Source organism: Brooklawnia cerclae (assembly GCF_011758645.1).
GTDB classification, from domain to species: Bacteria; Actinomycetota; Actinomycetes; order Propionibacteriales; family Propionibacteriaceae; genus Brooklawnia; species Brooklawnia cerclae.
Map to the genome: position 1 here is coordinate 864,066 of NZ_JAAMOZ010000001.1, position 23,266 is coordinate 887,331.

Below are 23,266 nucleotides of genomic sequence, written 5' to 3' on the forward strand. Positions count from 1 at the left end.
CGCGGCCACCCGTGGCTCAAGGTTCGCCAGACGTTGGTGGCCCTGGCGTTCTGGTTCATCCTGCTCGCGCCCATCGTCGTCCTCATCAACTCCGTGGGCCGCGATGTCAGGTGGGGAGGGTATCTACCGCTGGACCTACGCCGACGGCTACGAACTGGTCCGGTTCCTCCTCATCGCGATCGCGATCATCTTCGTCGTCGTCCTCGGCTTCAGCATCTACCTGCTGTTGCGCAACAACCATCGCGAGAAGAAGGTCTACCCCTATCGCAAAACCTACGACGAGGAGGGCCTCGTCAAGCGCAAGGCGATTCTCGAGACCATGTACGCCGAGCGTTTCGGCGACGAGGACGCACGGCACGGGACCCGCTACTACGTCGTCGCGCCCGAGCAGAATCTCGACACCGGATACGTACACGACCTCTTCCGCCGGGGCCAGACCGATGTCGGTGAGGAGGTGCACCGGTGATCGGTGAGGCCATCGCCGCGTTCGTCGAGTGGGCGCAGACGTTCTTCTTCACCCCTCTGGCCATCGTGCTGTCGCTGTTCCCGATCATGGGCGCGATCTCCTGGACGATCGGTGGGTGGTTCTACCGCTTCTTCTACGTCGGCAAGTTCACCGAGAAGAGTTTCCGGCCGGTGCCATCCGAGGAGCAGCCCTTCATCACGATCATGGTTCCCGCGCACAACGAGGAAGTCATGATCGAGGAGACCATCGACTACCTGATGAACGATCTCAGGTACGACAACTACGAGGTGCTTGTCTGCGATGACGGGTCGAAGGACACGACCCCGGACATCCTCGCCCGCCTGTCGGTGAAGTACGACCGGCTGCGCGTGCTGCGGATCGACAAGAACAAGGGCAAAGCCCACGCGTTCAACATCGGTGTGGGGTTCGCGCGCGGGGAGTTCATCCTCTCCAACGACGCGGACACTGTGCCCGAGCCCGACGCCCTGTGGAAGTACATGAACTACTTCTTGGCCCCCGGCGGGCAGGACACGGCTGCCGTCACCGCGAACATGGACGTGCAGAACCGTTCTCTCATCGTCGAGAAATCCCAGACCGTCGAGTTCTCCTCCATCGTCGGCATCATCAAGCGATCCCAGATCGGGGTGCTCGGCAACATGTACGCCTACTCGGGCGCCAACACGATGTACCGCAAGGACGCTCTGATCGACGTCGGGCTGTTCCGCCAGGACCGCGCGACCGAGGACATCTCCATCTGCTGGGATCAGCAGTACGCCGGATGGAAGGCCGACTTCGCACCGGACATCATGTTCTACATGAACGTGCCCAACACGTTCACGATGCTCTACAACCAGCGCAGGCGCTGGGCGAAGGGCGGCACCGAGTCGTGGGTGACGAACTTCAAACGCGTCGCTAAGCACCCGCTGCTCAACCTGCCGAAGGTCGTCATGCTCCTCGACCAGACCGGGTCGATCACCTGGAGCTTCTACTACCTCGCCTTCACGCTGTGGCTCGCGTTGCGGATCGTTTTCTTCGTCCTGACAGGTGACACCGAGCAGTTCGAGCACACCCTGGACATGGTGTTCGTCTTCAGCGCGTTCATCACCGTCGTCGGGTCGTGGCAGATCGTTGCGGCGCTGTGGCTCGACAACCACGGCGCCAAGATGAAGTACCTCTTCTTCGCCCCCGCCTACATGGCCTGGTACTGGCAGATGAACGCGATCACCGTGGCGACGACCTTCGTGCCGGCCATCAAGGGCGTCCTCGGGTTCAGCGCCGAGGGCACCTGGGTGAGCCCGGAGCGGACCAAGATGGGGCAGGGGAAGCCCGCGGGCGAGCTGGTCTCGCGCTGATGCCGGGCGTCCCAGGGGGATGGCTGCGCACCTCGGGCAGGCTGTTGTTCGACCAGGTCTGTCCCCGAGGCCCGCTCGTGCCGAGGACGACGGCGGACCGTTGTGGGGCGTGCGGGGCTCGAACCCGCGACCCAGGGATTATGAGTCCCCTGCTCTAACCGGCTGAGCTAACGCCCCGGAGATGTCGACTCTAGAGCATCTGGGCACCGTTCCGCTCCGTCGCCCCTTGGTGGCTGTTCCATGGGCCGCTTCTGCGGATGAAATCTGTTGTTGCGGACGAGATCTCATCCGCAACAACAGATTTCATCCGCGGCTGTGGGTGAGGGGCGGACACGGCAAGGGGTGGGTAGCCTCAGCGCCGGAACGGTCGGCCGGCTGAGGAACGCCCTCAGACGCGCGGCGAAGCCCCGTCGAGGAGCCTCAGGATCGTCCGGCCGACCGCCGCGTCGTTGTTGTCTCCTGCGATCTCGTAACCGGCCCGCCGCAGGGAGTCGTGGGCGGCCGACATGGCGAATCCGCGTCCGGCGAGTTCGAGCATGGCCAGGTCGTTGGGCATGTCGCCGAAGGCGACCATCCGCCCGGGCTCGATCCCCAGGTCGGTGAGCAACTCGGTCAGTGCCAGTGCCTTGCTCACACCGGGGGCCGACAACTCGAGCATCCCCGCCTCGGCCACGTACGAGAAGGTGACCGTGAGCCGGTCGCCCACGATGGGGGCGACGAGGTCCGCCAGGTCTTCTGTGGGCGTGGTCGGCCCAAGGACGAGCAGTTTCACCACCGCGTCGTGGTCGAGTAGCGATTCCAGCGTCCCGCGATGGGCCGGATCCTCGTCGCCGCGGGGCGGGTATCCGGTCTCCGCCGCCCACTGCGATGCGTACTCGACGGCGAACAGTGCCTCCGGCAGAGCCTCGCGCACTTCCTCGCCGACTCGGGAGGCCACATCGGGCGACAGCGGCCGGGCGTGCAGGACGCGTCCCGTCTCCAGTTCCATCGTCACGGCGCCGTTGGAGGCGATCGCCCACGGATGCACGTCCGACAGTTCGCGGAGCGGGCCGAGCCAGCGCGCGGGGCGTCCGGTGGCGAACACCGTCGCGATGCCCTGGCGGGATGCCGTGCGGATGGCGCGCGCGTTCGCCTCCAGCACCCGCTTGTCGTCGGTGAGGAACGTGCCGTCGAGGTCGGTCGCGATGATATCGAAAGGACGCATGATCACAACCTGGTGTTGACGGGAGGGGTCGGCTCGGTGGCGGTGGCCGAACCGCTGCCCGAGGCGCCCATCGAGGGCTCCCTGGTGGGCGATCCGAAGTCCCCCGGCGAGCTGGCGCCGGACGATCCCTCGCTCTGGGAGGGGGACGCGGATGCCGACCCCGACTCGTCCTGCGGAGACTGGGATTCGGAGTCCGATGGAGAACCGGACTGCTCGGACGGGCTGCCGGACTGCTCAGAGGGGTTGCCTGAACCGCCGGACGGGTCGGACGAGGAGTCCTGGCTCTGGTTGGTCGGCACGGGTGGTTGTGGCTGCTCGGGTGGGGAGTTCTGGAACAGCAGCACCGCGATCAGCAGCGCGAGCCCGCAGAGCAGCAACGTGAGCAGCCAGGACGCCGCGAAGGGCACCCAGCCCGCGCGATCGTGCCGCCCTGGCCACGACAACGGCCATTGCCTCCATGCTCCCGGACGCGAGTCGTCCAGCCAGTGCAGGCGGTAGCCGGGGCCGGCGGGGCGGCCGAGCAGGGGAGTGCTCGACAGATCGACGCTGCGCAGCAGCCGGTCGGACTCCTGCAGTGCCGCCGGCGTCCCGTCGTAGGCCAGGGCCACCCACGGGGCGATGGGCGGATCCTCGGGCGAGACCGGATCGTCCGCTTCACTACGGAACTTGTGGGCGAGACGACCATCGTCCTGCCCCTGGCCGCCCCGGGCGACGACGCTGTCGGCGTGCAGTTTGTTCACCTCACCCGCGAGCCGCTGGCGTGCCGCGGGATCGTGCGACGCGCCCTCCGACAGGACGAGGAGCATCACCGAGGGCTGGTCGTCGGCATGAGCCAGGTAGACGATGCCCGACTCGCGCGCGGTGAGCCTGGCGTCCAGCCAGAAGTCACCGATCCGTGGCGGGTCGCTCACCAGCAGGGGGAACGGCTGCGGGGCCGCGCCGACAGCCGGCATGCCGTCGACGGGAGGGGACGACGGCGGATCCGCCGGGCCTTGGGGCGGTTGCTGGGAATCGGACGAGTAATCAGACATCGTCACCCATCTCACCACACCCGTGGTTGAACCTGAAGGCGTGGCCGAACCTGTGTGCTAGCCGTGTGTGGCCGTCCACCACTCCGGATGTGGCCGTGGCCACGGTATCGTGGCAGGGACGCGCTTTCCGGGCGTCAGCACCGCCAGGCACACAGGAGACTTGAGTGACGAGCACCCCGAGGGACCAGCGCCCGATGTCGATCCAGGAAGCAGCCAAGGTCGTCGGCGAGGCCATCGCCCAGGTCCAGAGGGTCATCGTCGGCCAGGAGCACATGGTCGAGCAGTTGATGGTCGGTCTGCTCGCCCAGGGGCACATCCTGCTGGAAGGCGTGCCCGGCACCGCCAAGACGCTCGCCGTGCGCACCTTCGCGACGGTGGTGGGTGGGACGTTCGCCCGCGTCCAGTTCACCCCCGACCTCGTGCCGTCCGACATCGTGGGCACGCGGGTCTATTCCGCGTCCAAGGAGGAGTTCGACATCGAACTCGGTCCGGTGTTCACCAACTTCGTCCTGGCGGACGAGATCAACCGTGCGCCCGCGAAGGTGCAGTCGGCGATGCTCGAGCTGATGGCCGAGAAGCAGGTCTCCATTGCCGGCACCACCTACCCGATGCCGAAGCCGTTCATCGTGATCGCGACGCAGAACCCGGTCGAATCCGAGGGCGTCTACCCGCTGCCCGAGGCCCAGCGCGACCGGTTCCTGCTGAAGGTCGACGTGCCCTATCCGAAGGGCAACGAGGAGTTCGAGATCCTGCGGCGCATGTCGGTGAGCCCGCCGACGGCCTCGCCCGTGCTCAATCCCGAGCTCACGCTGCAGTTGCAGGACATGGCCTCGCACGTGTTCGTCCACAATCTGGTGGCGGAGTACATCGTGCGGCTCGTACTGGCCACGCGCAATCCCGCGGAGTTCAACATGCCCGACCTGTCGCGGGTGATCCAGATCGGCAACTCCTCGCGTGCCACGCTCGGCCTCACCGCCGCTGCGCGGGCTCTGGCACTCATCCATGGACGCGACTACGTGCTCCCCACCGATGTACAGGCCGTTGCCAAGGACGTCATGCCGCACCGGCTCGTCCTCAGCTTCGATGCCATCGCCGATGACATCAGTGCACCCCAGGTGGTGGAACGGATCCTCGCCATGGTGCCCGCACCGACGCCGGTGTGGAACAAGGAACAGCGCGCGGCCAGCCACACCCAGCACCGGCACCAGCCCACCTACAACAACTGACCGCCCGATGACCTCTCCCGACTTCGCCGCACCGCAGACCGGCAACACGCTGGCCAACGGCAGAGGCGACGTGGGTGCCGCCGGCAGCGTCCTGAGGGAGCCGACCGGGCCGACCATCCCCCTCAACCGGCTCGCGCCCGAGGCCGCGTTGCGTCGGCTGGAGCTCACGATCGTCCGCCGCCTCGAGGGGTTCCTGCAGGGCGATCACCTCGGGCTCATGCCGGGCCCGGGCTCCGACCTCAACGATGCCCGTATCTACGTCCCGGGGCAGGACGACGTCCGCCGCATGGACTGGGCCGTGACCGCACGCACGACGATCCCGCACGTCCGCGACACCATTGCCGACCGGGAACTGGAGGTGTGGGCGTTGCTGGACGCCACCCCGTCCATGAACTGGGGGACCGCCGGGGTGACCAAACGTGATCTGGGCATCGCCGCCATCGCGACGCTCGGGTTCGTCAGCCAGAAGATGGGGGACCGCTTCGGCGGCATGGTGATGCACTCCGACTCGGTGCACAGGTTCCCCGCTCGGTCGGGCCGCCAGGCGCTGTACGGCCTGCTCGGCAAGTTGCTGGACGATCCCATCGAGCGCGACAACCAACCCTCCCTGCTCACGTTGTCCGACGGCATCGAGGCCATGATCCGTACGCAGCGGCGCAGGGGCATGCGAATCGTGGTGTCCGACTTCCTCACGCCCGGTGACGAGGAACTCGACCCGGGAACCCCTCCCGCCTGGGAGCGTCCCCTGCGGCGTCTCGCTGTGCGCAACCAGGTGCTGTGCGTCGAGGTGATGGACGCAGGTGAGATCGAGTTCCCCGATGTCGGCGAGCTGCTGATCCGCGACCCCGAGACCGACTTCGCCAGGTATGTGAACACCTCGGACCCGAGGGCCCGCAAGATGATCGACGGAGCCTCGCAGGCTCAGCGCCAGCGGGTGGACGCCGCGATGCGTCGCGCGGGCGTCGGGCACCTGCGGCTGCAGACCGACCGCGACTGGGTGCAGGACATCGCGCGGTTCGTGCTCACCTATCGCCGGACCGCCGCTGTGCTGCACACCCCGCCGCAGGGGGTGGCCCGATGAGTGGGGACACCACGCGGGTGCTGTGGGTCGACTTCTTCAACGCCGAACGCCTCTGGGCGCTGCTGCTCATCCCGCTGCTGGTCATCGCATACATCGCGTTGCTGCAACTCAAGCGCAATCGCGGCATGCGCTACACGCAGACCGGCATCGTCGGTGCGGTGCTGCCCCGGCAGTCGCAGTGGCGCAGGCACGTGTCGGTGGCGATGACGCTGTGCGCGCTGGTGGCGATCACCGGCGCGTGGGCCCGGCCGGTGGGCACCGAGAAAGTGCCCCGGGAACGGGCCACCGTGGTCGTCGTCCTCGACCGCTCCTTGTCGATGCAGGCCACAGATGTGGAGCCGAACCGGATGGACGCGTCCAAACAGGCCGCGAAGGACTTCATCGACCAGTTGCCCTCGCAGTACAACGTGTCGATCGTCGGTCTCAGCGGGGCGAGCTCGGTGCTGGCGCCGCCCACGACCGACCGCGGCATGGTCGACCGTGTCATCGACGCGATGGATCTGCAGGACGGTACGAACATCGGGGACGCCATCACGGCCAGCCTCAGCGCGATAGCGCAGGCCCCGGGGGACGAGGGGGACGATCCCGCGCCCGCGATCATCGTCCTGCTCTCGGACGGGCAGAACACGGGAGGCTCCACGGATCCGCTCACGGCGGCCGACCAGGCCAAACAGCAGGACGTCCCCATCTACACGATCGCTTTCGGCACGCTGAACGGCTACGTCGACGTCGACGGGCAGCGGTACAACGTGGCCCCCGACACCGAACTTCTGGGGCAGATCGCCACCGCCACCGGTGGGCAGGCACTGGACGCGAAGTCCGCCAGTCAGCTGAACGACGTCTACACGCACATGCAGAGCGAGGTCGGGTACGAGGACGTGAAGAAGGAAGTCACCGCCCAGTGGGCGCTGTATGCCCTGGCATTCGCGATCGTCGCCGCCTTCGGCGCGGTGTCGATGGCTGCGAGGTGGCCGTGATGGTGCCCCTGATCAGCTTCATGCACCCCGGCCGGTTGTGGTTGGCGTTGATCGCGGTCGCGATCGGTCTGCTGTACGTCGTGTTGTCTCAGCGGCTGCGTGCCGGTGGGACGAAGGGCCGGACGCGGCTCGACCTCGTCCTGCCACGCGATCCGGCGCTCAAGCGGCATCTGTCCGTGGCCGCCGCTCTGCTGTCGGTGCTGTCCCTGGTGGTCGCGTACGCCCAGCCGCAGGACATGACGCAGGTGCCGCGCGAACGGGCGACCGTGGTGATCACGATCGACGTCTCGCGGTCGATGCGTGCCCAGGACGTGTCGCCGAGCCGTATCGAGGCCGCCCAGGAGGCGGCCAAGGAGTTCGTGGACATGCTGCCGACCACGTTCAACGTGGCGTTGGTCGCGTTCTCGGGGACGGCGTCGATGGTCTCGCCGCCCACCCTCGACCGTGAGGCGGTCAAACGGGCCATCGACTCGCTGGAACTCGCTCCGGCGACGGCGGTGGGCGAGGGCATCTACACGTCGTTGGACGCGCTCGCGCTCGCACCGGCTGACCCCGACAACCCTGACGAGCCCGCCCCGGGTGCCATCGTCCTGCTCTCGGACGGGTACACCAACATCGGGCGCGATTCGGCGCTGGCCGCCCAGGCGGCGAAGGACCAGAACGTGCCCGTGTACACGATTGCCTACGGCACGGCGGGCGGTTATGTGTACGAGCAGGGGGTGCGCGTCCCCGTGCCTGTGAACCATGCCGAGTTGGCGCGGGTGGCGCAGATCTCCGGGGGGAAGAAGTACTCCGCGGAGTCGTTGAGCGATCTGAAGAACATCTATCAGACGCTCGCGCGGTCGATCGGCTACGAGCAGGTCGAGACGGAGGTCACCGCGCGGTACGCGCTGCTGGCGCTCGTGTTCGGGTTGCTCGCCTCCATGGGCGTCATCTCCCTGGCGGCGCGCTGGCCGTGAGGGTCGAGAGGCACCGAGGAACTCAACTGGTGGAATATATGCCGACCGCGACTGTTGTGCCGCCCCCCGGCTCGTTTCCGTGGATCCTGATCCAGTCGTCATCCGCTATCACGAACAGTTCAATAGGCAGGCCGTCTGCTCGCGTGTGAGCCCAGTCGAGCGCTTCCATGACACTCGTGGTCCCGGTTATGAGCCATTCATCACGCATCTCCGATTCGCTCGGCTTCACGGAAGGGATCCAGATCCTGACGATGTAATCGGCTTGCCTGCCCTTGAATTGAACTTCGCCCACAAAAGGCTCAACTCTCATTTGGCTCACTTTCCCTTGTGCCGCACAGGTAAGAGTTCGGCAACTCGGCTGTGTCGGATCAACTCTTCACTGAGGCACCCAATTCGCTGATAATGCCTCCCAGAAGCCGATGACCTTGTATACGGTGGGTTGCTCGCTCAGTCGGCAACCACTTGTCCTGACCCCGGAAGGAGCACGATGCTCGTTTCGACAGGCTCAACGAGCGCAGTCGGTCCCTGAGCCTGTCGAAGGGGCGTCGTGGTGAAGCGGCCGCAAGGCGTCAACGATCCGCCGCCGCGTTCTGGCGTGCGGCCAACCGGTGCGTGATGGACGCGGTCGCCGGATACAGCTCCCGGTACAGGGCGTAGAGCTCGGCGTAACCCTCGGCGTTCTGTGGCCTTGGGGTCAGTGTCCTGGCGGGCGGGTTCCATTCGGACGCAGGGATGGGTGCCTTCAGACAGGCCGCGAGCCAGGCGCTGCCGTAGCTGGCGCCGATGGTCTCGCGTGGGATGACCTGGGGACGCCCGCTGATGTCGCTGACGATCTGCGTCCACACGTCACCCTTCGTCCCGCCGCCCACGGCTACGATCCGGTCGATCCGCCCGCCCGCGGCCTCGATGGCTTCGATGTTGTGGCGCACCGCCAGCCCGGTGGCCTCCAGGGCAGCCCGGTAGAGATCGCCGCGCGTGTGGTCGATCGTCAGGCCGGCGACGACCCCCCGGGCGGCCGGGTCCATCAGCGGGGTGCGTTCGCCGGCGAAGTAGGGCAGCATCAACAGACCGTGCGCGCCCGGCCCGGCGGCGTCCGCCTCGGCCACGAGCTCGGTGAAGTCGGGGGAGCCGAACAGGTCGCGGAGCCAGTTCGTGATCGCACCGGACGTGGCCATGCCCCCGGCGACGTTGCGGGTGTCGGGCAGCGCGCCGATCGTCCCCCACAACGAGGGGCTGCGGACGGGCTCGGTCACGGTGTTGACGAAGAACATCGTCGTCCCGTACATGAGCATCAGATCGCCCGGGTTGTGTGCGTCGACGGACAATGCCTCGGCCCAGGCATCGATCGTGCCGGTGGTGACCGGGATGCCCTCGGGCAGGCCGGTTGCTTCGGCGGCGGCGGCCGACACGGTCCCGGCGGCATCACCCGCCCATGCGAGCCGGGGCAGCTCGATGCCGGGGGCGATCTGCTCGGCCCACGGTGTGTACCAGGCCCGAGCCTCGATGTCGTACATCGGGGTGCACTGCGAGGCCGACTGGTGGTCGAGCACGTAGGCACCGGTGAGGTTCCACACGAGCCAGCTGGCAGGCATGAACAGGCGCCGGGCGCGGGCGCGTACGTCGGGCTCGTGCCGGGCCACCCAGGCGATCTTGGGGCCGGCGGCCTGGGTGGTGAGTACCGAGCCACAACGGGCGATGATGGCGTCGTCCCCGCCCAGGCGCGTCGTCCACTCCTCGATCTCGGCCACCGCGCGTGTGTCGACACCGTAGAGGATCGCGGGACGCACGGGCGTGGAGTCGTCGTCGGCGAGGGCCACACACGGGCCCATGCCGCTGACGCCCACCGCCTCCACGGTCGCCTCAGGGTCGGCGGCGAGCAGTTCGTGGCTGAGCGAGCAGAACTCGTCCCACCAGATTTCCGGGGCCATCTCGACGTGGCCGGGCCGTGGCCGCCGAACGTCATGGGTTCTCGTTAAGGTCGCCAGCACGGTGCCGTCCAGGCTTGTCAGCACGCCTTTTGTGCTGGAGGTGCCGACGTCGATCCCGATCACTGCTGCAGTCATGGTGTTCGTCCGATCAGATGGAAATAGGTGTCGTTACGTCCCGGACGCTGTTGTCGCGGGAGGTGCGTGTGGAGTTGTAGAGCTGGCTTCGACAGGCTCAGCCAGCGTTGGCCGGGTTGGCTTCGACGGGCTCAGCCAGCGTTTCTGTGTGATCCCTGAGCTTGTCGAAGGGTGGTGGTCATTTCGACAAGCTCAATGACCGCTGGGCGGCTGTTCCCTGAGCCTGTCGAAGGGTGGTCCCTGAGCTTGTCGAAGGGTCGTCGTCTAGTAGGAGGCCAGAGGAACGGCTTTGCGAAGGGCACGGCCGGATGTGCCGCCCGCTCGTGGCTGGCCGGGGCCGAGATCCTGGCGGAACTCGTCCACGAGGTAGAGGGCCGCACCGGTCGCGACCGGTTGTGTGGTGTAGCTGCACGGCACGAGGAACGTCTCGGAGTGGCTGGCCAGGAAGCTCAGCCGGTCGACCTTCGAGCGCAGGGGAGTCATGTGGTCGCGGATGTGGGCACCGACGTCGCCGCCCAGGATGATGGTGCAGCCGAACAGGACGCGGATGTTGTGGATGGCCTGGGCGAGATCGGAGGTGTACCGGTCCCACACGTCCGACAAGGTGTCGTCGCCATCACCGAGCCGTGAGAAGAACCCCTCCAGCGAGCCGTCCGCATGCCGCGCCAGGACGCTCGCGTTGCAGTAGGCGTCCATGCATCCGTTCTGCCCGCAGTAGCAGCGCCGACCGCCCTGGTGTATGCGCAGGTGCCCGATCTCTCCCGCGAATTCCCCGTCGCCCCGGTAGATCTCGCCGTTGATCAGTACCGAGCCGCCGATGCTCTTCGACAAGCTGATGTAGAAGGCGTTGTCGACCCCGTGATCGGGCCAGAACTCGGCCAGGCCGGCAGCGTCCGAATCGTGGAGCAACCGGGTGCGGAACCTGAGGTGACGCCCGAAGTCGGCAGCGGTGATGCCGTAGTTGTCGATCACGCGCCCGTAGGTCACCTGCCCGGTGGTCTCGCTGATGAGACCGGGAACGGCGACCCCGACCCCGAGGATCCGATCCCGGTCGACGCCGGCGTCGGCCAGCAGGGTCTCCACCTCGGCGCCGACGAACGCGAAGTAGTCGTCCGACCGGGCGAAGTCGCGATGAGCCTGGCGCTGGCACAACACCTGCCGCTCGAGGTTCACGACCAGGCAGGTGACGCGGTCCTGCGTGACATCGACGCCCACAGCAAGCCTCCCGTCGGCCACGCAGGCGTACGCGATCGGGCTGCGACCGCCGTTGGAACCGGACGACAGCTTCGCGCCCTGCTCCAGGAGCCCCGCCTCCATGAAATGCGTCAGATATTTCGAGACGGTCGGGAGGCTGATCCCCAGAGCGCCGGCGATGTCGTTCTTCGTCGCCATGCCGCGTTCGCGGATGAAGTCGTAGATCGCGCGGCGGGTTCGTTTCCTGATGCCGGACGTCTTCATCTCTGGGTTCACCTCCCGGTTCGTGTGGTCAGCGTGAGTGTCCTGGCGCCCGATGTGAGAGGGGGCCCGCGTCCGGATCGGAAACCATCCTAGTGGGTTCGGCAGGAGTTACTCCTAACCGCCCCGCACTTGCGTGCCGCGTCGGCTGCACCCGGCCCGGGGCGCCGGGACCCCGGGCCGGGTGGGTGCCCCGGGGCGCGTGATGCGTCCACGCCCCGGGGCACGTCGGTGGGCCGCACGCTCATCTGCGCGCGTTGTAGAGGTTGCGCACTGCGTCGATCAGGACGGCGACGAAGATCATCAGGCCACCGGCCAGGGTGATGAGCGTCGACTCGATCCCGAGGATCGCCAGCCCCACCTGGATGACGGTGAGCAGCAGCGTGCCGGCCAGAACGCCGAGCATGCTGCCACGGCCGCCGGTGAGGCTCACACCACCGATCACCGCGGCGGCGATGACCTGCATCTCGTAGGTCGTGCCGAACGACGAGGTCACCGCGCCCATGTAGCCCGACAGCAGCCAGCCGGCGACGCCGGACAACAGGCCCGAGACCACGTAGGCCCAGATCTTCGTCCGCTCGACGTTGATACCCGCGATGTAGGCGCCCCGGTAGTTGCCGCCGACCGCGAACAACGCGCGGCCGAACCGCGTGCGCTCCCAGATGACGTGGAACGCGGCGAAGGCGACGATCAGGACGATGGGCAGCGCGGGGAACGCGCCGATCTTGCCCTGGCTGACGAACTTGTACGAGTCGGGGAGCTGCGAGATGGTCGTGCCGCCGGTGATGGCGAGCAGCCCACCCTGCAGCACCATGTTCATCGCCAGCGTGGTGATGAGCGCGTTGGCCTTCAGCTTCGTGACGATCAGCCCGTTGACGAGGCCGATCAGGGAACCCACGACGAGAATGAGCAGGATGGACAGCAGTACCGGCAGGCCGGACTTCATGGCCAGCACCCCGATGAGTGCGGAGAAGCCGGCCGTGCCGACCGTGGCCAGGTTGATGTCCCCCAGGAGGATGATCATCGAGATGGCGATGGCCAGCAGCCCCAGCACAGTCGCCTGGACGAGGATGTTCGAGAGGATCCCGAACGAGTAGAAGGACGATCGGAACAACCCCATGATCAGGATCGAGAGGACCAGCAGGATCCACACCGCCTGATTCATGCAGAAGTCGACGATCTTCCGGGCAGCAGATGTCGATTGCATAGTCCTAAACAGCTTCCTTCTCGCGGTCCCTGATGGCCGTGAGCTCGTCGATGGTGATGTCCGTGTTGTCGAGCACCGTCACGATCCGGCCGTCGTCGAAGAACACGAGACGATCGGCCACGCGCAGGAGTTCCTCGTAGTCGTTGGTGAGATAGATGGTGCTCATGCCGCGGTGCGTCAGGTCGAGGATCGTGGAGATGATCTCCTCGCGGCTCTTGATGTCGATGCCGACCGTGGGCTCGTCCAGGATGAGCAGCCGGGGGTCGGTGTTCAGGAGACGGCTCACGATGACCTTCTGCTGGTTGCCGCCCGACAGACTGTCCATGCTGTCGTCGATCGAGTTGCACTTGATCTTCAGCGCCTGCCGGTACTGCTCCGACAGCGACCGCTGCAGGGCGAGGTTGACGAACCCGCCGAGTGCGCGCAGCTTGCCGGCGTGGCTGCTGATACCGATGTTCTCGTTGACGTCGAACGTGGGCATGATGCCCTCGCGCTGGCGGTCGTACGAGATGTACGAGATGCCCTCCGCGATGGCTCGTTCGGGGCTTGGCAGCGCGACTTTCTGGCCGCCGGCGGTGATCGTCCCCGAGTCGAGTCTGGTGAGCCCGAAGAGTGCACGGCAGAACTCGCGCGCGCCGGAGCCCGGGAACCCCACCACCCCGAGGATCTCGCCCTTCCGGACGTCGATGGAGACCCCCTCGAGGTTGTCCCCGTGGAGGTCGGTGACCTTCAGGAACACACCGTCCGCGTCGGGGCCGCGATCGATTGCGCGGTGGGCGAGTTCGACCTCCTCGCCTGCCACCAGGCTGGCCAGGTGAGCCTCGGACACGTGGTCGGAGGTGTCCACGGGGAACATCCGCCCGTCACGCAGCACGGTGATCGCGTCCGACAGTTCCAGCACCTCGCCCAGGTAGTGGGAGATGAAGATGAACGCGGTGCCCCGTGCCTTCAACTCGCGGACGAACGTGAACAACTCGGCGCGCTCGCGGTTGGTCAGCGCGGTCGTGGGCTCGTCCAGGATGATGAGCTTCGCGCCGCTGTGCATCGCCCGGATGATGTTGAGCTTGCGGGCGTCGATGGAGCTGAGCTCGCGGACCAACGTCCTGGGGTCCACGGCCAGACCGTAGGCGGCCAGTTCCTCGGCGGCCACGTCGTTGATCTGTTTCCAGTCGACGAGCCCGCCACGGGTGGGCAGGACGCCGGAGAAGATGTTCTCGGCCACGGAGAGGTCGGGGAACGAGTTCTCGTGCTGGGGGACGAGCCTGATCCCGAGCTCCTGGCGGGTGAAGATGTTGAGCGAGCGGATGTCGCGTCCCTCGAACAACACGTCGCCGGTGGTGGGCGGGTAGATGCCCGCGATGATGTTGACGAGGGTCGACTTGCCCGCGCCGTTGCGGCCGAGGAGGGAATGTATCCCGCCCTCGCTGACCTCCAGGCTGACGTCGGAGAGGGCGGGAGTGGCGCCGAACACTTTCGATATGTTGTTGACCTGCAGTAATGGTGGCTTGTTCACGGCTGGTTCCTTCGTTGGGTGCGGTGCCGCCGCATGATCCCGCCATGGGAGGCGGTTGGTGCGGCGGCACCGCACCCGATTGCGTCGAGGCCGGGCTACTTGGTCGCGTTGCCCCAGATGAGGGGGTTGTCGGCGTTGGACGCGTCCACGACCAGCGGGTCGAGCATGACGGTGGCGCCGGAGTCACCCGAGGTGAAGGTGACCTCGGTGTTCAGGTATTCGCCCTCGGGAGTGAAGGTGCCCGATGTCGGGACCTCCTTGCCCTGCATCGGGTAGGCGTGCAGGATCTCGGTGGCGATGCCGCCGACGCCGAAGACGTCGATGACGACCTCAGCGTCCACATAGCCCTCCTGCACCAGGTCGAGGACATCGCCCAGGCCGTCGTGCGAGATGAAGAAGACGTGGCCGTCCTCGCCGGTCTTGTACCACATGTCGTTCGTCTTGAGCGCCTCGACGGCACCGAGCGTCGCCGTGTCGGTAGGTGTGTTGACAAGGTCGATCGTCTTACCGGACGACTTGGCGTCCGCGATCACGTTGTTCAGCGCGCTGGTGGCGACGTCGGACTCGGGAGCGCCGAGCACCGAGATCAGCTCGATATCGGGGTACTGCTTGATGACGTTCTCGAATCCCTCCGAGCGTTCCTTGAAGACCTGCGAGACGACCTCGCCGTAGAGATTGACGACGACGCCCTTCGGCTCGCCGTACTTCTCGGTCAGGAGTTCGACGGCCTTGTTCCCGGCTTCCTCGCCCGACTTGATGCTGTCGAACAGCACCGCGACGTCGGCTTGCGCGTTGTTGGCCTTGTTGTCGATGACTGCGATCGGAATGTTGGCGTCGTTGGCGCGAGCCATCACGTCGGAGATGCTGTCGCTGTCGTAGGGATTGACCACGATGGCGGCGGGAACGATGTTTTGGATGAGGTTGTTCATCTGGTCGTTCTGCTTCGCGGCATCGGCCTCGGCGACCGCGACCTCGCCGGTGTAACCGAGCATCTCGGCCGCCTGGGTGACGCCGTCGGCCATGGCGACGTGGACGAGTTCGGTGGAGTTCTTGGTCGAGTACCAGATCTCGTTCGAACTCGAACCTCCCGAACCCGAGGAGCCGGTGTCAGCGTCTGTGCTGCCCGACCCACAGGCTGCCAGGGAAATGGCCACGAGCGTCGTGGTCACGATGGCGGTGAGTTTCTTGAGCATGCGAGTCTCTTCTTTCGGGTGTGATGTGGCGTGCTTTCCTGCACGTCCCCTCGCCTTCGTTGGTGAGGGGACGAACGACATGGCTCACGCGGTCGCGTGCGCCGGTGATGCGGGGGCCGCTAGACGACGGTGAAGCAGCCGTCGATGATGAGATCGGCGCCGGAGGTGTAGGTCGACGCGTCCGACAGCAGGTAGATGACGGCACCCGCGAGTTCCTCGGGGGCGCCCATCCGCTTGAAGGGGATCATGTCGGTCCAGATCTGGCGCCAGTCCTCACGGACGTTGCCGGTCATCTCGGTGTTGATGTAGCCAGGGCTGATCGAGTTGACCCGGATTCCCAGGGGAGCCCACTCGACGGCCAGCGACTTCGTCAGGTGTGCGACGCCCGCCTTCGAGGAGTTGTACGACGCCTGCCCCTGCGGGATGTTGACGATCGTCGCCGACATGGACGCCGTGTTCACGATGTTGCCCTGCTTGCCGTTGGCCACCAGGTACCGCGCGAACGCCTGGGCGACGAAGAAGATGCCGTTCAGGTTGACGTCGACGACCCGGGTGAAATCGGTCGGCGTGCACTCCAACGCCGGCTTGTGCAGGCAGATCCCGGCATTGTTGAACAGCAGGTCCAGCGTCCCGAGTCGGCTCGCGGCCTCCTCGATGGTCCGGGCGACCTGCTCGGGATCCGTGACATCGCACACCAGGGCGATCGCACGGACCTTGTGCTGCTCGGCGATCTCCGCGGCCACCTCCGTGGCATCGGCCATGTCGATGATGACGACGTCGGAGCCCTGACTGGCCAGCGCGTGAGCCACGACCTTGCCGATTCCCTGACGCCCGCCGGTCACGATCGTGACCTTGCCGTCCAACGAGAAACGATCACTTTCCACGGTTTCTGTCCTCCAAACCCTCGCACCCTTGCGATCTCGAACCGGTCGCCTCGGTGCGGCCTCTGAGTTCAAGAAAGTGGTTTACTAAAAGCATATAGATGAACTGGGGTGGGGTGTCAAGAGGGGATTTCGGGCAGATCGTGAAAGGGTGTGGCCGGGCGTCCAGCACAGGGGGCATACCCGACGCCGGCGGCACCGACCGGCGCCCCGGTGGACAGATGCCCGGTATCGGGCCGGACGATCAGTGTGCGCCCGGACGTCGGCGATCGCGCGCGGCCAGTTCCTCGGCGTAGAGCTGATCGATCTCGTCGGCGAAATGCTCGACGATCGTGGTGCGACGCGCCTTCTGGGAGGCACTCAGCTCACCGTCCGCGGTGGAGAACGGCCTGCTCGTGACGCGGAACGCACGCACCGACTCGGCGCGCGACACGAGTCGATTGGCCTGGTCGACGGCGTGTTGCAGTTCGGCGATCACCGCCGGATGACGGGCCGCCTCGCGCAGACCGGTGTCACCGATGCCCTGTGATTCCAGCCACGCGGGCACCATCTGCTCGTCCAGATCGATGAGCGCCGCCACGAAGGGCCGCCCGTTGCCGACGACGACAACCTCGGAGACGAGCGGATCGGACCGGATCGAGTTCTCGAGCGGCGCCGGCTGGACGTTCTTTCCGCCGGCCGTGATGATCAGGTCCTTCTTGCGGCCGACGATCGTCAGATAGCCGTCCTCGTCCAGCCGCCCGAGGTCGCCCGTGCGGAACCACCCGTCGGCGGTCATGACCTCCGCGGTCGCCTCCGGGTCATTGAGGTAGCCGGCGAACACATTGGGGCCCTTGACGAGCACCTCGCCGTCGTCCGCGATCCTGATGCCGGTGGCCGGATAGGGCGCACCGACCGTCCCGATCTTGATCAGGCCCGGCAGCCCGACGCAGGTCGGCGCAGCCACCTCGGTGAGCCCATAGCCCTCCATGACGATGATCCCGAGCCCGCGGAAGAAATGGCCCAGGCGAATGCCGAGCGGAGCGCTGCCGGAGATCGCATATCCGACGTGCCCACCCATGATCGCGGTGATCCGGTCGAGCACCAGTGCGCGTGCGACCCTGTGCCGGAGGCGCAGCCAGACAGAGGGACCCTCGGCGTCCAGCGACATGGAGTAGTCGACGGCGATGTCGGAGGCCCACCGGAAGATCGCGTGGCGCAGCCCGCCGCCCGCGGTGAGCTCGGCGCGGTTGTAGATCGTCTCGAAAACTCGTGGAACGGCCAGCAGCCAGGTCGGCCGGAACGCCTGCAGATCGTCCACGATGGTCTTCATGCTGGGCACGTAGCCGATGACACATTCGGCGTAGAGGCAAGCGATCACGATGTAGCGGGCGAAGGCGTGGGCCAGCGGTAGGAACAGCAGCAGCCGCTTGTCCTGCCCCTTGATCATGATGGAGAAGTGGGGGTCGTCCACCCCGTGGATCATGTGCTCCGCCAGGTTGCCGTGGGTGAGGACGACACCCTTGGGTGTGCCGGTGGTGCCCGAGGTGTAGACGATCGTGGCCACCGTGGTCAGGTCACAGGCCTCCGACCGGGCACGGACCACCGAATCCTCGACGTGGTAGCCGCGCTCGGCCAGTTCGGCCAGCCCGCCGTCGTCGATGACCGCGATGCGCCGGAACGTGCCCGCGCCGAGCAGGGGACGAAGCAGCGCGGCCATCTCGTCGGTCTCCACGATCGCCAGGCTCACTCCAGCGTCCTCGACGATTCGTTGGGCCTGGCCTGCCGACGAGGTCTCGTACACCGGGACGACCACCGCGCCCGCGGACAGCACGGCGAAGTCGGCGACCGTCCACTCGTAGCGCGTGTGCCCCATGATCAGCACCCGGTCGCCGGGTTCGATTCCCGAAGCGACCAGCCCCTTGGCGGTCTTCGCCACGTCCTCGGCCAGTTGCCGGACGGTGACGGGCACGAAGGCCCCGTCGTCCTGTTTGATCTCGGCGAAGACACCGTCCGGATGTTCGGCGACCCTCCGACTGAGCAGGGCGGGCAGATTCAGATGAGGCGGGATCGTTGCTGTTGTCGGAGTCCAATGCTCGTGGATCGCGGGCTTGGGTCGGGCGGGATCACTCACCGATGTTCCTTCCCAGTGGCACAGTTTTCGGTGACAAGTTTAGGTAGGGGCGGGCCGAGGGAGGACGTGGGCCGATATGACGCAGCTTCGCATCGCACCGGTGGGCCCGGACGAGTGGCAGGCCGTCGAACACGCGCTGGTCGGTGGGGGAGACGGGGCATCGTGCTGGTGCCAATGGTTCCGGCTTTCCAGCCGCGAGTGGGAGGCCACCAGCCGCGACCAGCGACGTGCTCTCTTCAAGGACGAGGTGGAGCGCGCGGACGTGGCCCCGGGGCTGGTCGCCTATGCCGACGACGAGGCGGTCGGGTGGTGCCGCGTCGGCCCGCGCGTCCACCAGCCTCGCCTGGCCCGCTCGCGGGTGGTGAAGGCAGGAGGAGCGCTGCCGACGGACGATCCCCAGGTGTGGGCGGTGACGTGTTTCGTGGTGCGGCGGGAGCACCGGAGAACGGGCGTCGCACGCAGGCTCGCGGAGGAGGCCGTCGAGTTCGCCCGGATCCAGGGCGCGAGCCTCCTGGAGGCATACGCCATCGACACGGCCGTCAAGACGCGGGTGACGCCGAACGAGCTGTTCGTCGGAGCGTCTCGCTGTTCGAAGACGCGGGGTTCGCGGTGGTGGCGCGGCCAAGTTCTGGTCGTGTTGTGCTTGCGTACCGTTTTGGGTAGCCCCGGGGCTGCGAGGGTCGCGTTCTGTCGGGTGGCTCGGGTGGCTCGGGTGGCTCGGGCAGGGTCGTGCTTCAGGTGGGCCGCGTGGTCGGGCAGAACCGTTGTGTTCACCAGCCTCCGGTCGGGCTCCGCCTTTTCACGCGGGTGGCGTGTGCTCCCGCGGGTGATGTACGGCCTGCGGGAAGCGCTGGGGCCCGCGTGAGGTCAGACGGGCCGCGGGAAGGCCGGGGTTGTCCACAGGTGGTGGGTGTGGGCGGGTGGGGTGGTCTGGGGGTGTGGCAGGATCTGGCCATCGTTGTGGTTCTTCCACCCCCTGGGAGGTCTGTCTGATGGGACGCTGTGTGGGCGGTCGTTGGGGTGTAGTGGCCGGTGTTGTTGTGGGTGTGGTGTGGGTTGCGGGATGTTCTGCGGGGCAGGCCGATCCGGTGGTGACACCCCTGGTATCGAGTTCGAGCACGTCCCCGACTGTCTCGCCGACTCCCTCGGTAGATGTGTCGGCGGACGCACTGTACGCGGAGGCCGAACAGGTCTACCTGCGATCACTGGAAGTACAGAAGCGGTTCGAACTCCGTATGGACTATTCCGAATTTCCGCCAGAGTTGGAGGAGTTGTGGGCCGATCCCTATTTGGGGTGGGGACGCGCCTATTTTGAGGAAGCTAAAGCTCACGGCTGGCATTCCCCAGAGGGATCTTCATTTGAAGTGGTGTCTACTCAACTGCCTGGGGTATCCCGGGACGGCTCCGAGGTAGCTCTGCAGACATGCCGGGATGCCCGTGGTATCCCGATGCTCGATGCGGCGGGTAACGAGGTCGGTGAGGGATCGCTGGTCTATGAGACGTTGTTCTTCAAGCATGTCGACGGCCGGTTGAAGCTGTTCACAGGCACGACGGACCAGAGGGACTCATGCCCATTCGAGTAAGACATGGCGTAGTGCTGGTAGTGGTAGCAGTGGCGCTATTCCAAATTCCCGTATCGCCTGCTCGGGCGGACTGCGGTGGTTTGGGTTTCGGTAGAAGCTTAGGCGGCGCTGATGCGTGTGTGTCGGGTGACACGGTGACGGTGACGGCCGGAACCACCAGCGAGGTGGGCGGAGCCCCCGCCGCAAACGACACCGGCTGGACCACCCACACCGGGGATGCAACCAACACCGGATGGCAGGCCCCCACAGACCCAACCACACCCACCCGAACCACCCCCTGCAACACCACAGACCTGGCCACCGCCCCCAGAATCGGACTCTGGACCCTATGCCGACCCGCCACCACCGACCCGGAACCGGTCAACCCCGACACCCCACCCGAACAAGCCATCCCTGTGAACGCGATCGCCGCCTCAGCCGCCGCCTCCCTCCACATCCCGCCCCCCACCATCCACATCGGCCCCAACCCCGCCAACAACCAATGGAACGCCCTCGCCGTCGGCCTACCCATCTGGCTGTGGACAACAGACCCCCGCCACGTCAACGAGCAGGTATCGCGAGAAGGCATCAACATCACACTGTCAGCCACGAGCAGCCAGGTAAGCTTCGACATGGGCGACGGCTCCGTGGTCACCTGCCAGTCGATGACACCCCGACCACCCCGCACCGATCCGATGACACGGTCACCAGACTGCGGACACGTCTACAAACAACCAGGCATCTACCAGATCCGGGCATCCGCCAACTGGCAAGTGGCATGGCAGGCATTGGGGTACTCGGGCCAAGAACAGGTGACATCATCTGGCGGTTACCGGCTGGACATGCGAGAGTTCTCCACCGTGGTGGTCGGCTGACGAAAACCGGGATCCCCGTTCCGTCCCCAGCGGCGTGTCGCAACGACACGCCGACACCCGCCACAACGACATCCCAATTCTCGTCAATCAACTCACGCCGTCGCGTCGACGGCCCGGTCTCAGCGCCCCGGCAGGTTGTCACCCGGCAGGTTGTCGATCGGTAGCCGCGGTATGTCGTCGGCGGGCGTGAACCCGAACAGCTGCGACAGGAAGCTGAGCTGCGCCTCCAGCGTCCGGCTGCGGGCCGCTGCGGTGTGGAAACCGTGGCCCTCGCCCTCGAACATGACCAATGCAACGGGCAGACCCCGGCGCCTGGCCGCGTCCGCCATGGCCGATGCCTGATCGGGCGGGACGACCGGGTCGTCGGTGCCCTGCAGGAGCAGGATCGGGCTCGCCAGCTTGTCGAGATTGTTGATGGGGGAGCGGTCGCGATAGACGCGTTCGTCCTCGGGCCACGGCCCCACCAGGGAGTCCATGTAGTGCGACTCGAACTTGTGCCCGCCGACAAGGGCTTTGAGATCGGCGATGCCGTAGCGGCTGATCGCGGCGGCGAACCGGTCGCTGGTCGTCACCGCACGCAACGCCGTGTACCCACCGGCGCTTCCGCCGACGATGACGACGCGTCCCGGATCGGCCAGCCCCGCGTCGACAGCGGCCTCGGTGGCGTCGATGCAGTCGTCGACGTCGGCCACGCCCCACATTCCACGCAGCCGGTCGCGCCACGCGCGCCCGAACCCGGCCGAGCCGGAGTAGTTGACGTCCAGTACCGCGAAGCCGCGTGAGGTCCAGAACTGGTAGGTCGGGTAGTAGGCGTTGGTGGCGATGGCCGTCGGCCCGCCGTGCACCTGGACGAGCAGGGGTGGCCTTGTGGCGCGCGGCGCGGCGAAGCGTGCGTTGGTCGGCGGGTAGTACCAGGCCTGGACGGGGCCGTGGCGCCCGGTGAACATGAGCGAACGGGCCACCGATGTGACGTCGCGATCGGGCAGTCCCGCAAGGGTGCGGAGGGTGTCCAACGTGCCGTCCGGGCAGACCCGGACCAAGGCACGCGGCCCGACCGGCCGATCGACCAGTGCATATCCCTCGCCGAGCGCGACGCACACCGAGTCCACCGACGACACGCCGGCCATGCGCCGCGTGGGCTCACCCCGCGTCGAGACCACGGCCAGATGGCACAGCCCCTCCGAGAAGTACCACGTGAGGACACGCGCTTCGTCGAGGGCTGCGAAGGCATGGTTGCCGAGGGTGAACATCGGCAGGTCGAAGTCGTGCGCGTCGGAGTGCAGGGGCCGCACCGGATCGTCCCGGTCGTCGCGCCACGAGTGGAGCCGGAAGAAGCCGTCGGGGTCGGCTGTGAAGAGCAGGCTGCCGTCCGGGGCCCATCGTGGATGATGGGCAGCAGCCCCGTCGGGGCCGAAGCCTCGTCGTCCGGCAATCTGGACGGCGTCCCTGATGGCGAGGCCGCCGCCACGGTGCAGTCGTCCTACATGGAGCGTCGCGCAATCCCAGGGCATCGCGGGGTGATCCCACTGGAGCCATGCCAGCCGGAGTCCGGGCCCGAGCTCCGGATTGGCGTAGAAGGATGCACCACGGCGCAGCACATGTTCGGCGACGGGGCGATCGTCTCCGGCGGGCCATTCCAGGGCGACGATCGTGGTCTCGGGCTCACCCGGCCCTCGATGATCCTCACGGACCGCCAGCACGACGGGGACGCCCGGGTACACACGCACGTCGCCGTACCTGACCAGGGGATCCCCGTCCGTCAGAGTGCACACGGTCCCGTTGGGCGCCCTCAGCTTGATCGTGCGATCCGACTCGTCGCAATAGACGATGACTCCACCGGACGCGTGGAACGCGCCCCCGCCGTATTCGTTGACGCGGCTGCGCACGTTCGCGTGCCGCGGTGTCAGTTCGTTCACCACTCCGTTGTGAAGCCGCATGATGGCCTGACGCCCGTCCTGGTCGGGCCTGGACTCCAGCCACAGGAGGTCGGCTTCGTCCGCTTGCAGGGACGACATCTGGCCGCCTCCCGCGATGACGTCGTCGATACCGATGGGAGACGCCCAGCTGCCGTGGGGTGCGACGACCGGTTCGGGGTGGTCCATGAGACT

20 protein-coding genes and 1 tRNA gene are annotated in these 23,266 nt (G+C 66.7%); 9 read left to right on the forward strand and 12 right to left on the reverse strand.

The genetic code is table 11. The annotated features are described in order from the left end of the window. Positions 1-103: 103 nt before the first annotated feature. Together FB473_RS04245 and FB473_RS04250 are read left to right on the forward strand one after the other, a co-directional pair. A complete protein-coding gene (locus FB473_RS04245; protein WP_167165126.1) occupies positions 104-466 on the forward strand; it encodes a hypothetical protein in 363 nt (120 codons plus the stop codon). Continuing rightward, positions 463-1,818, forward strand: coding sequence for a glycosyltransferase (locus FB473_RS04250; protein WP_208390426.1), 1,356 nt, complete (start codon positions 463-465; stop codon positions 1,816-1,818). Before FB473_RS04245 ends, FB473_RS04250 begins: the two co-directional genes overlap by 4 nt. A gap of 103 nt (positions 1,819-1,921) precedes the next feature. On the opposite strand, the gene FB473_RS04255 is transcribed toward FB473_RS04250, so the two are convergent. The 3 genes from FB473_RS04255 to FB473_RS04265 form a co-directional block, all read right to left on the reverse strand. Next, positions 1,922-1,995: transfer RNA gene (locus FB473_RS04255), tRNA-Ile, on the reverse strand. A 211-nt stretch (positions 1,996-2,206) separates the two neighbouring features. Beyond that, positions 2,207-3,022, reverse strand: a complete 816-nt coding sequence (locus FB473_RS04260) for an HAD family hydrolase (RefSeq protein WP_167165128.1) — start codon at positions 3,020-3,022, stop codon at positions 2,207-2,209. Between the two features lie 2 nt (positions 3,023-3,024). Next, positions 3,025-3,975 (reverse strand): hypothetical protein, encoded by a 951-nt coding sequence (locus FB473_RS04265; RefSeq protein ID WP_167169033.1) that lies wholly within the window; start codon positions 3,973-3,975, stop codon positions 3,025-3,027. A 272-nt stretch (positions 3,976-4,247) separates the two neighbouring features. Here FB473_RS04265 and FB473_RS04270 point away from each other — a divergent pair, with 272 nt between their 5' ends. The 4 genes from FB473_RS04270 to FB473_RS04285 are packed head-to-tail and all read left to right on the forward strand — an operon-like array spanning position 4,248 to position 8,296. Beyond that, positions 4,248-5,279, forward strand: a complete 1,032-nt coding sequence (locus FB473_RS04270) for an AAA family ATPase (protein WP_167169036.1) — start codon at positions 4,248-4,250, stop codon at positions 5,277-5,279. A 7-nt stretch (positions 5,280-5,286) separates the two neighbouring features. Further along, positions 5,287-6,360, forward strand: coding sequence for a DUF58 domain-containing protein (locus FB473_RS04275; RefSeq protein WP_167165130.1), 1,074 nt, complete (start codon positions 5,287-5,289; stop codon positions 6,358-6,360). After that, positions 6,357-7,337: a VWA domain-containing protein gene (locus FB473_RS04280; RefSeq protein ID WP_167165132.1), complete on the forward strand. Its 981-nt coding sequence runs from the start codon at positions 6,357-6,359 to the stop codon at positions 7,335-7,337. Before FB473_RS04275 ends, FB473_RS04280 begins: the two co-directional genes overlap by 4 nt. Continuing rightward, entirely contained in the window at positions 7,337-8,296 is a 960-nt protein-coding gene (locus tag FB473_RS04285) for a VWA domain-containing protein (protein ID WP_167165134.1), read from the forward strand. The genes FB473_RS04280 and FB473_RS04285 overlap by 1 nt, the downstream gene beginning before the upstream one ends. A 22-nt stretch (positions 8,297-8,318) precedes the next feature. Here the strand turns inward: FB473_RS04285 and FB473_RS04290 are convergent, their stop codons facing one another. The 8 genes from FB473_RS04290 to FB473_RS04325 all read right to left on the reverse strand — a co-directional run bounded on the left by FB473_RS04290 (position 8,319) and on the right by FB473_RS04325 (position 18,721). After that, complete coding sequence (locus FB473_RS04290) at positions 8,319-8,606, reverse strand: hypothetical protein (protein WP_167165137.1); 288 nt, start codon at positions 8,604-8,606, stop codon at positions 8,319-8,321. A 259-nt stretch (positions 8,607-8,865) separates the two neighbouring features. Beyond that, positions 8,866-10,359: an FGGY-family carbohydrate kinase gene (locus FB473_RS04295; RefSeq protein WP_167165139.1), complete on the reverse strand. Its 1,494-nt coding sequence runs from the start codon at positions 10,357-10,359 to the stop codon at positions 8,866-8,868. Between the two features lie 264 nt (positions 10,360-10,623). Continuing rightward, on the reverse strand, positions 10,624-11,817 hold the full coding sequence (locus tag FB473_RS04300; protein ID WP_167165141.1) for an ROK family transcriptional regulator: 1,194 nt from the start codon (positions 11,815-11,817) through the stop codon (positions 10,624-10,626). Positions 11,818-12,058: 241 nt separating this feature from the next. Next, complete coding sequence (locus FB473_RS04305) at positions 12,059-13,021, reverse strand: ABC transporter permease (protein WP_167165143.1); 963 nt, start codon at positions 13,019-13,021, stop codon at positions 12,059-12,061. 4 nt (positions 13,022-13,025) lie between these two features. Next, the gene (locus FB473_RS04310; RefSeq protein ID WP_167165145.1) at positions 13,026-14,534 is read right to left on the reverse strand and encodes an ATP-binding cassette domain-containing protein; all 1,509 of its coding nucleotides are present in this window, start codon (positions 14,532-14,534) and stop codon (positions 13,026-13,028) included. A gap of 95 nt (positions 14,535-14,629) precedes the next feature. Beyond that, positions 14,630-15,727: a sugar ABC transporter substrate-binding protein gene (locus FB473_RS04315; protein WP_167165147.1), complete on the reverse strand. Its 1,098-nt coding sequence runs from the start codon at positions 15,725-15,727 to the stop codon at positions 14,630-14,632. A gap of 119 nt (positions 15,728-15,846) precedes the next feature. Further along, a complete protein-coding gene (locus FB473_RS04320) occupies positions 15,847-16,611 on the reverse strand; it encodes an SDR family oxidoreductase (protein ID WP_167165149.1) in 765 nt (254 codons plus the stop codon). 241 nt (positions 16,612-16,852) lie between these two features. Beyond that, complete coding sequence (locus FB473_RS04325) at positions 16,853-18,721, reverse strand: AMP-binding protein (protein ID WP_208390427.1); 1,869 nt, start codon at positions 18,719-18,721, stop codon at positions 16,853-16,855. Between the two features lie 76 nt (positions 18,722-18,797). Here FB473_RS04325 and FB473_RS04330 point away from each other — a divergent pair, with 76 nt between their 5' ends. The 3 genes from FB473_RS04330 to FB473_RS04340 all read left to right on the forward strand — a co-directional run bounded on the left by FB473_RS04330 (position 18,798) and on the right by FB473_RS04340 (position 21,158). Beyond that, positions 18,798-19,586, forward strand: a complete 789-nt coding sequence (locus tag FB473_RS04330; RefSeq protein WP_167165151.1) for a GNAT family N-acetyltransferase — start codon at positions 18,798-18,800, stop codon at positions 19,584-19,586. A gap of 160 nt (positions 19,587-19,746) precedes the next feature. Beyond that, positions 19,747-20,304, forward strand: a complete 558-nt coding sequence (locus tag FB473_RS04335) for a hypothetical protein (protein WP_167165153.1) — start codon at positions 19,747-19,749, stop codon at positions 20,302-20,304. A gap of 119 nt (positions 20,305-20,423) precedes the next feature. Continuing rightward, the gene (locus FB473_RS04340) at positions 20,424-21,158 is read left to right on the forward strand and encodes a hypothetical protein (protein ID WP_167165156.1); all 735 of its coding nucleotides are present in this window, start codon (positions 20,424-20,426) and stop codon (positions 21,156-21,158) included. A gap of 119 nt (positions 21,159-21,277) precedes the next feature. On the opposite strand, the gene FB473_RS04345 is transcribed toward FB473_RS04340, so the two are convergent. After that, on the reverse strand, positions 21,278-23,260 hold the full coding sequence (locus tag FB473_RS04345) for an alpha/beta hydrolase family protein (RefSeq protein ID WP_167165158.1): 1,983 nt from the start codon (positions 23,258-23,260) through the stop codon (positions 21,278-21,280). Positions 23,261-23,266: the final 6 nt, after the last annotated feature.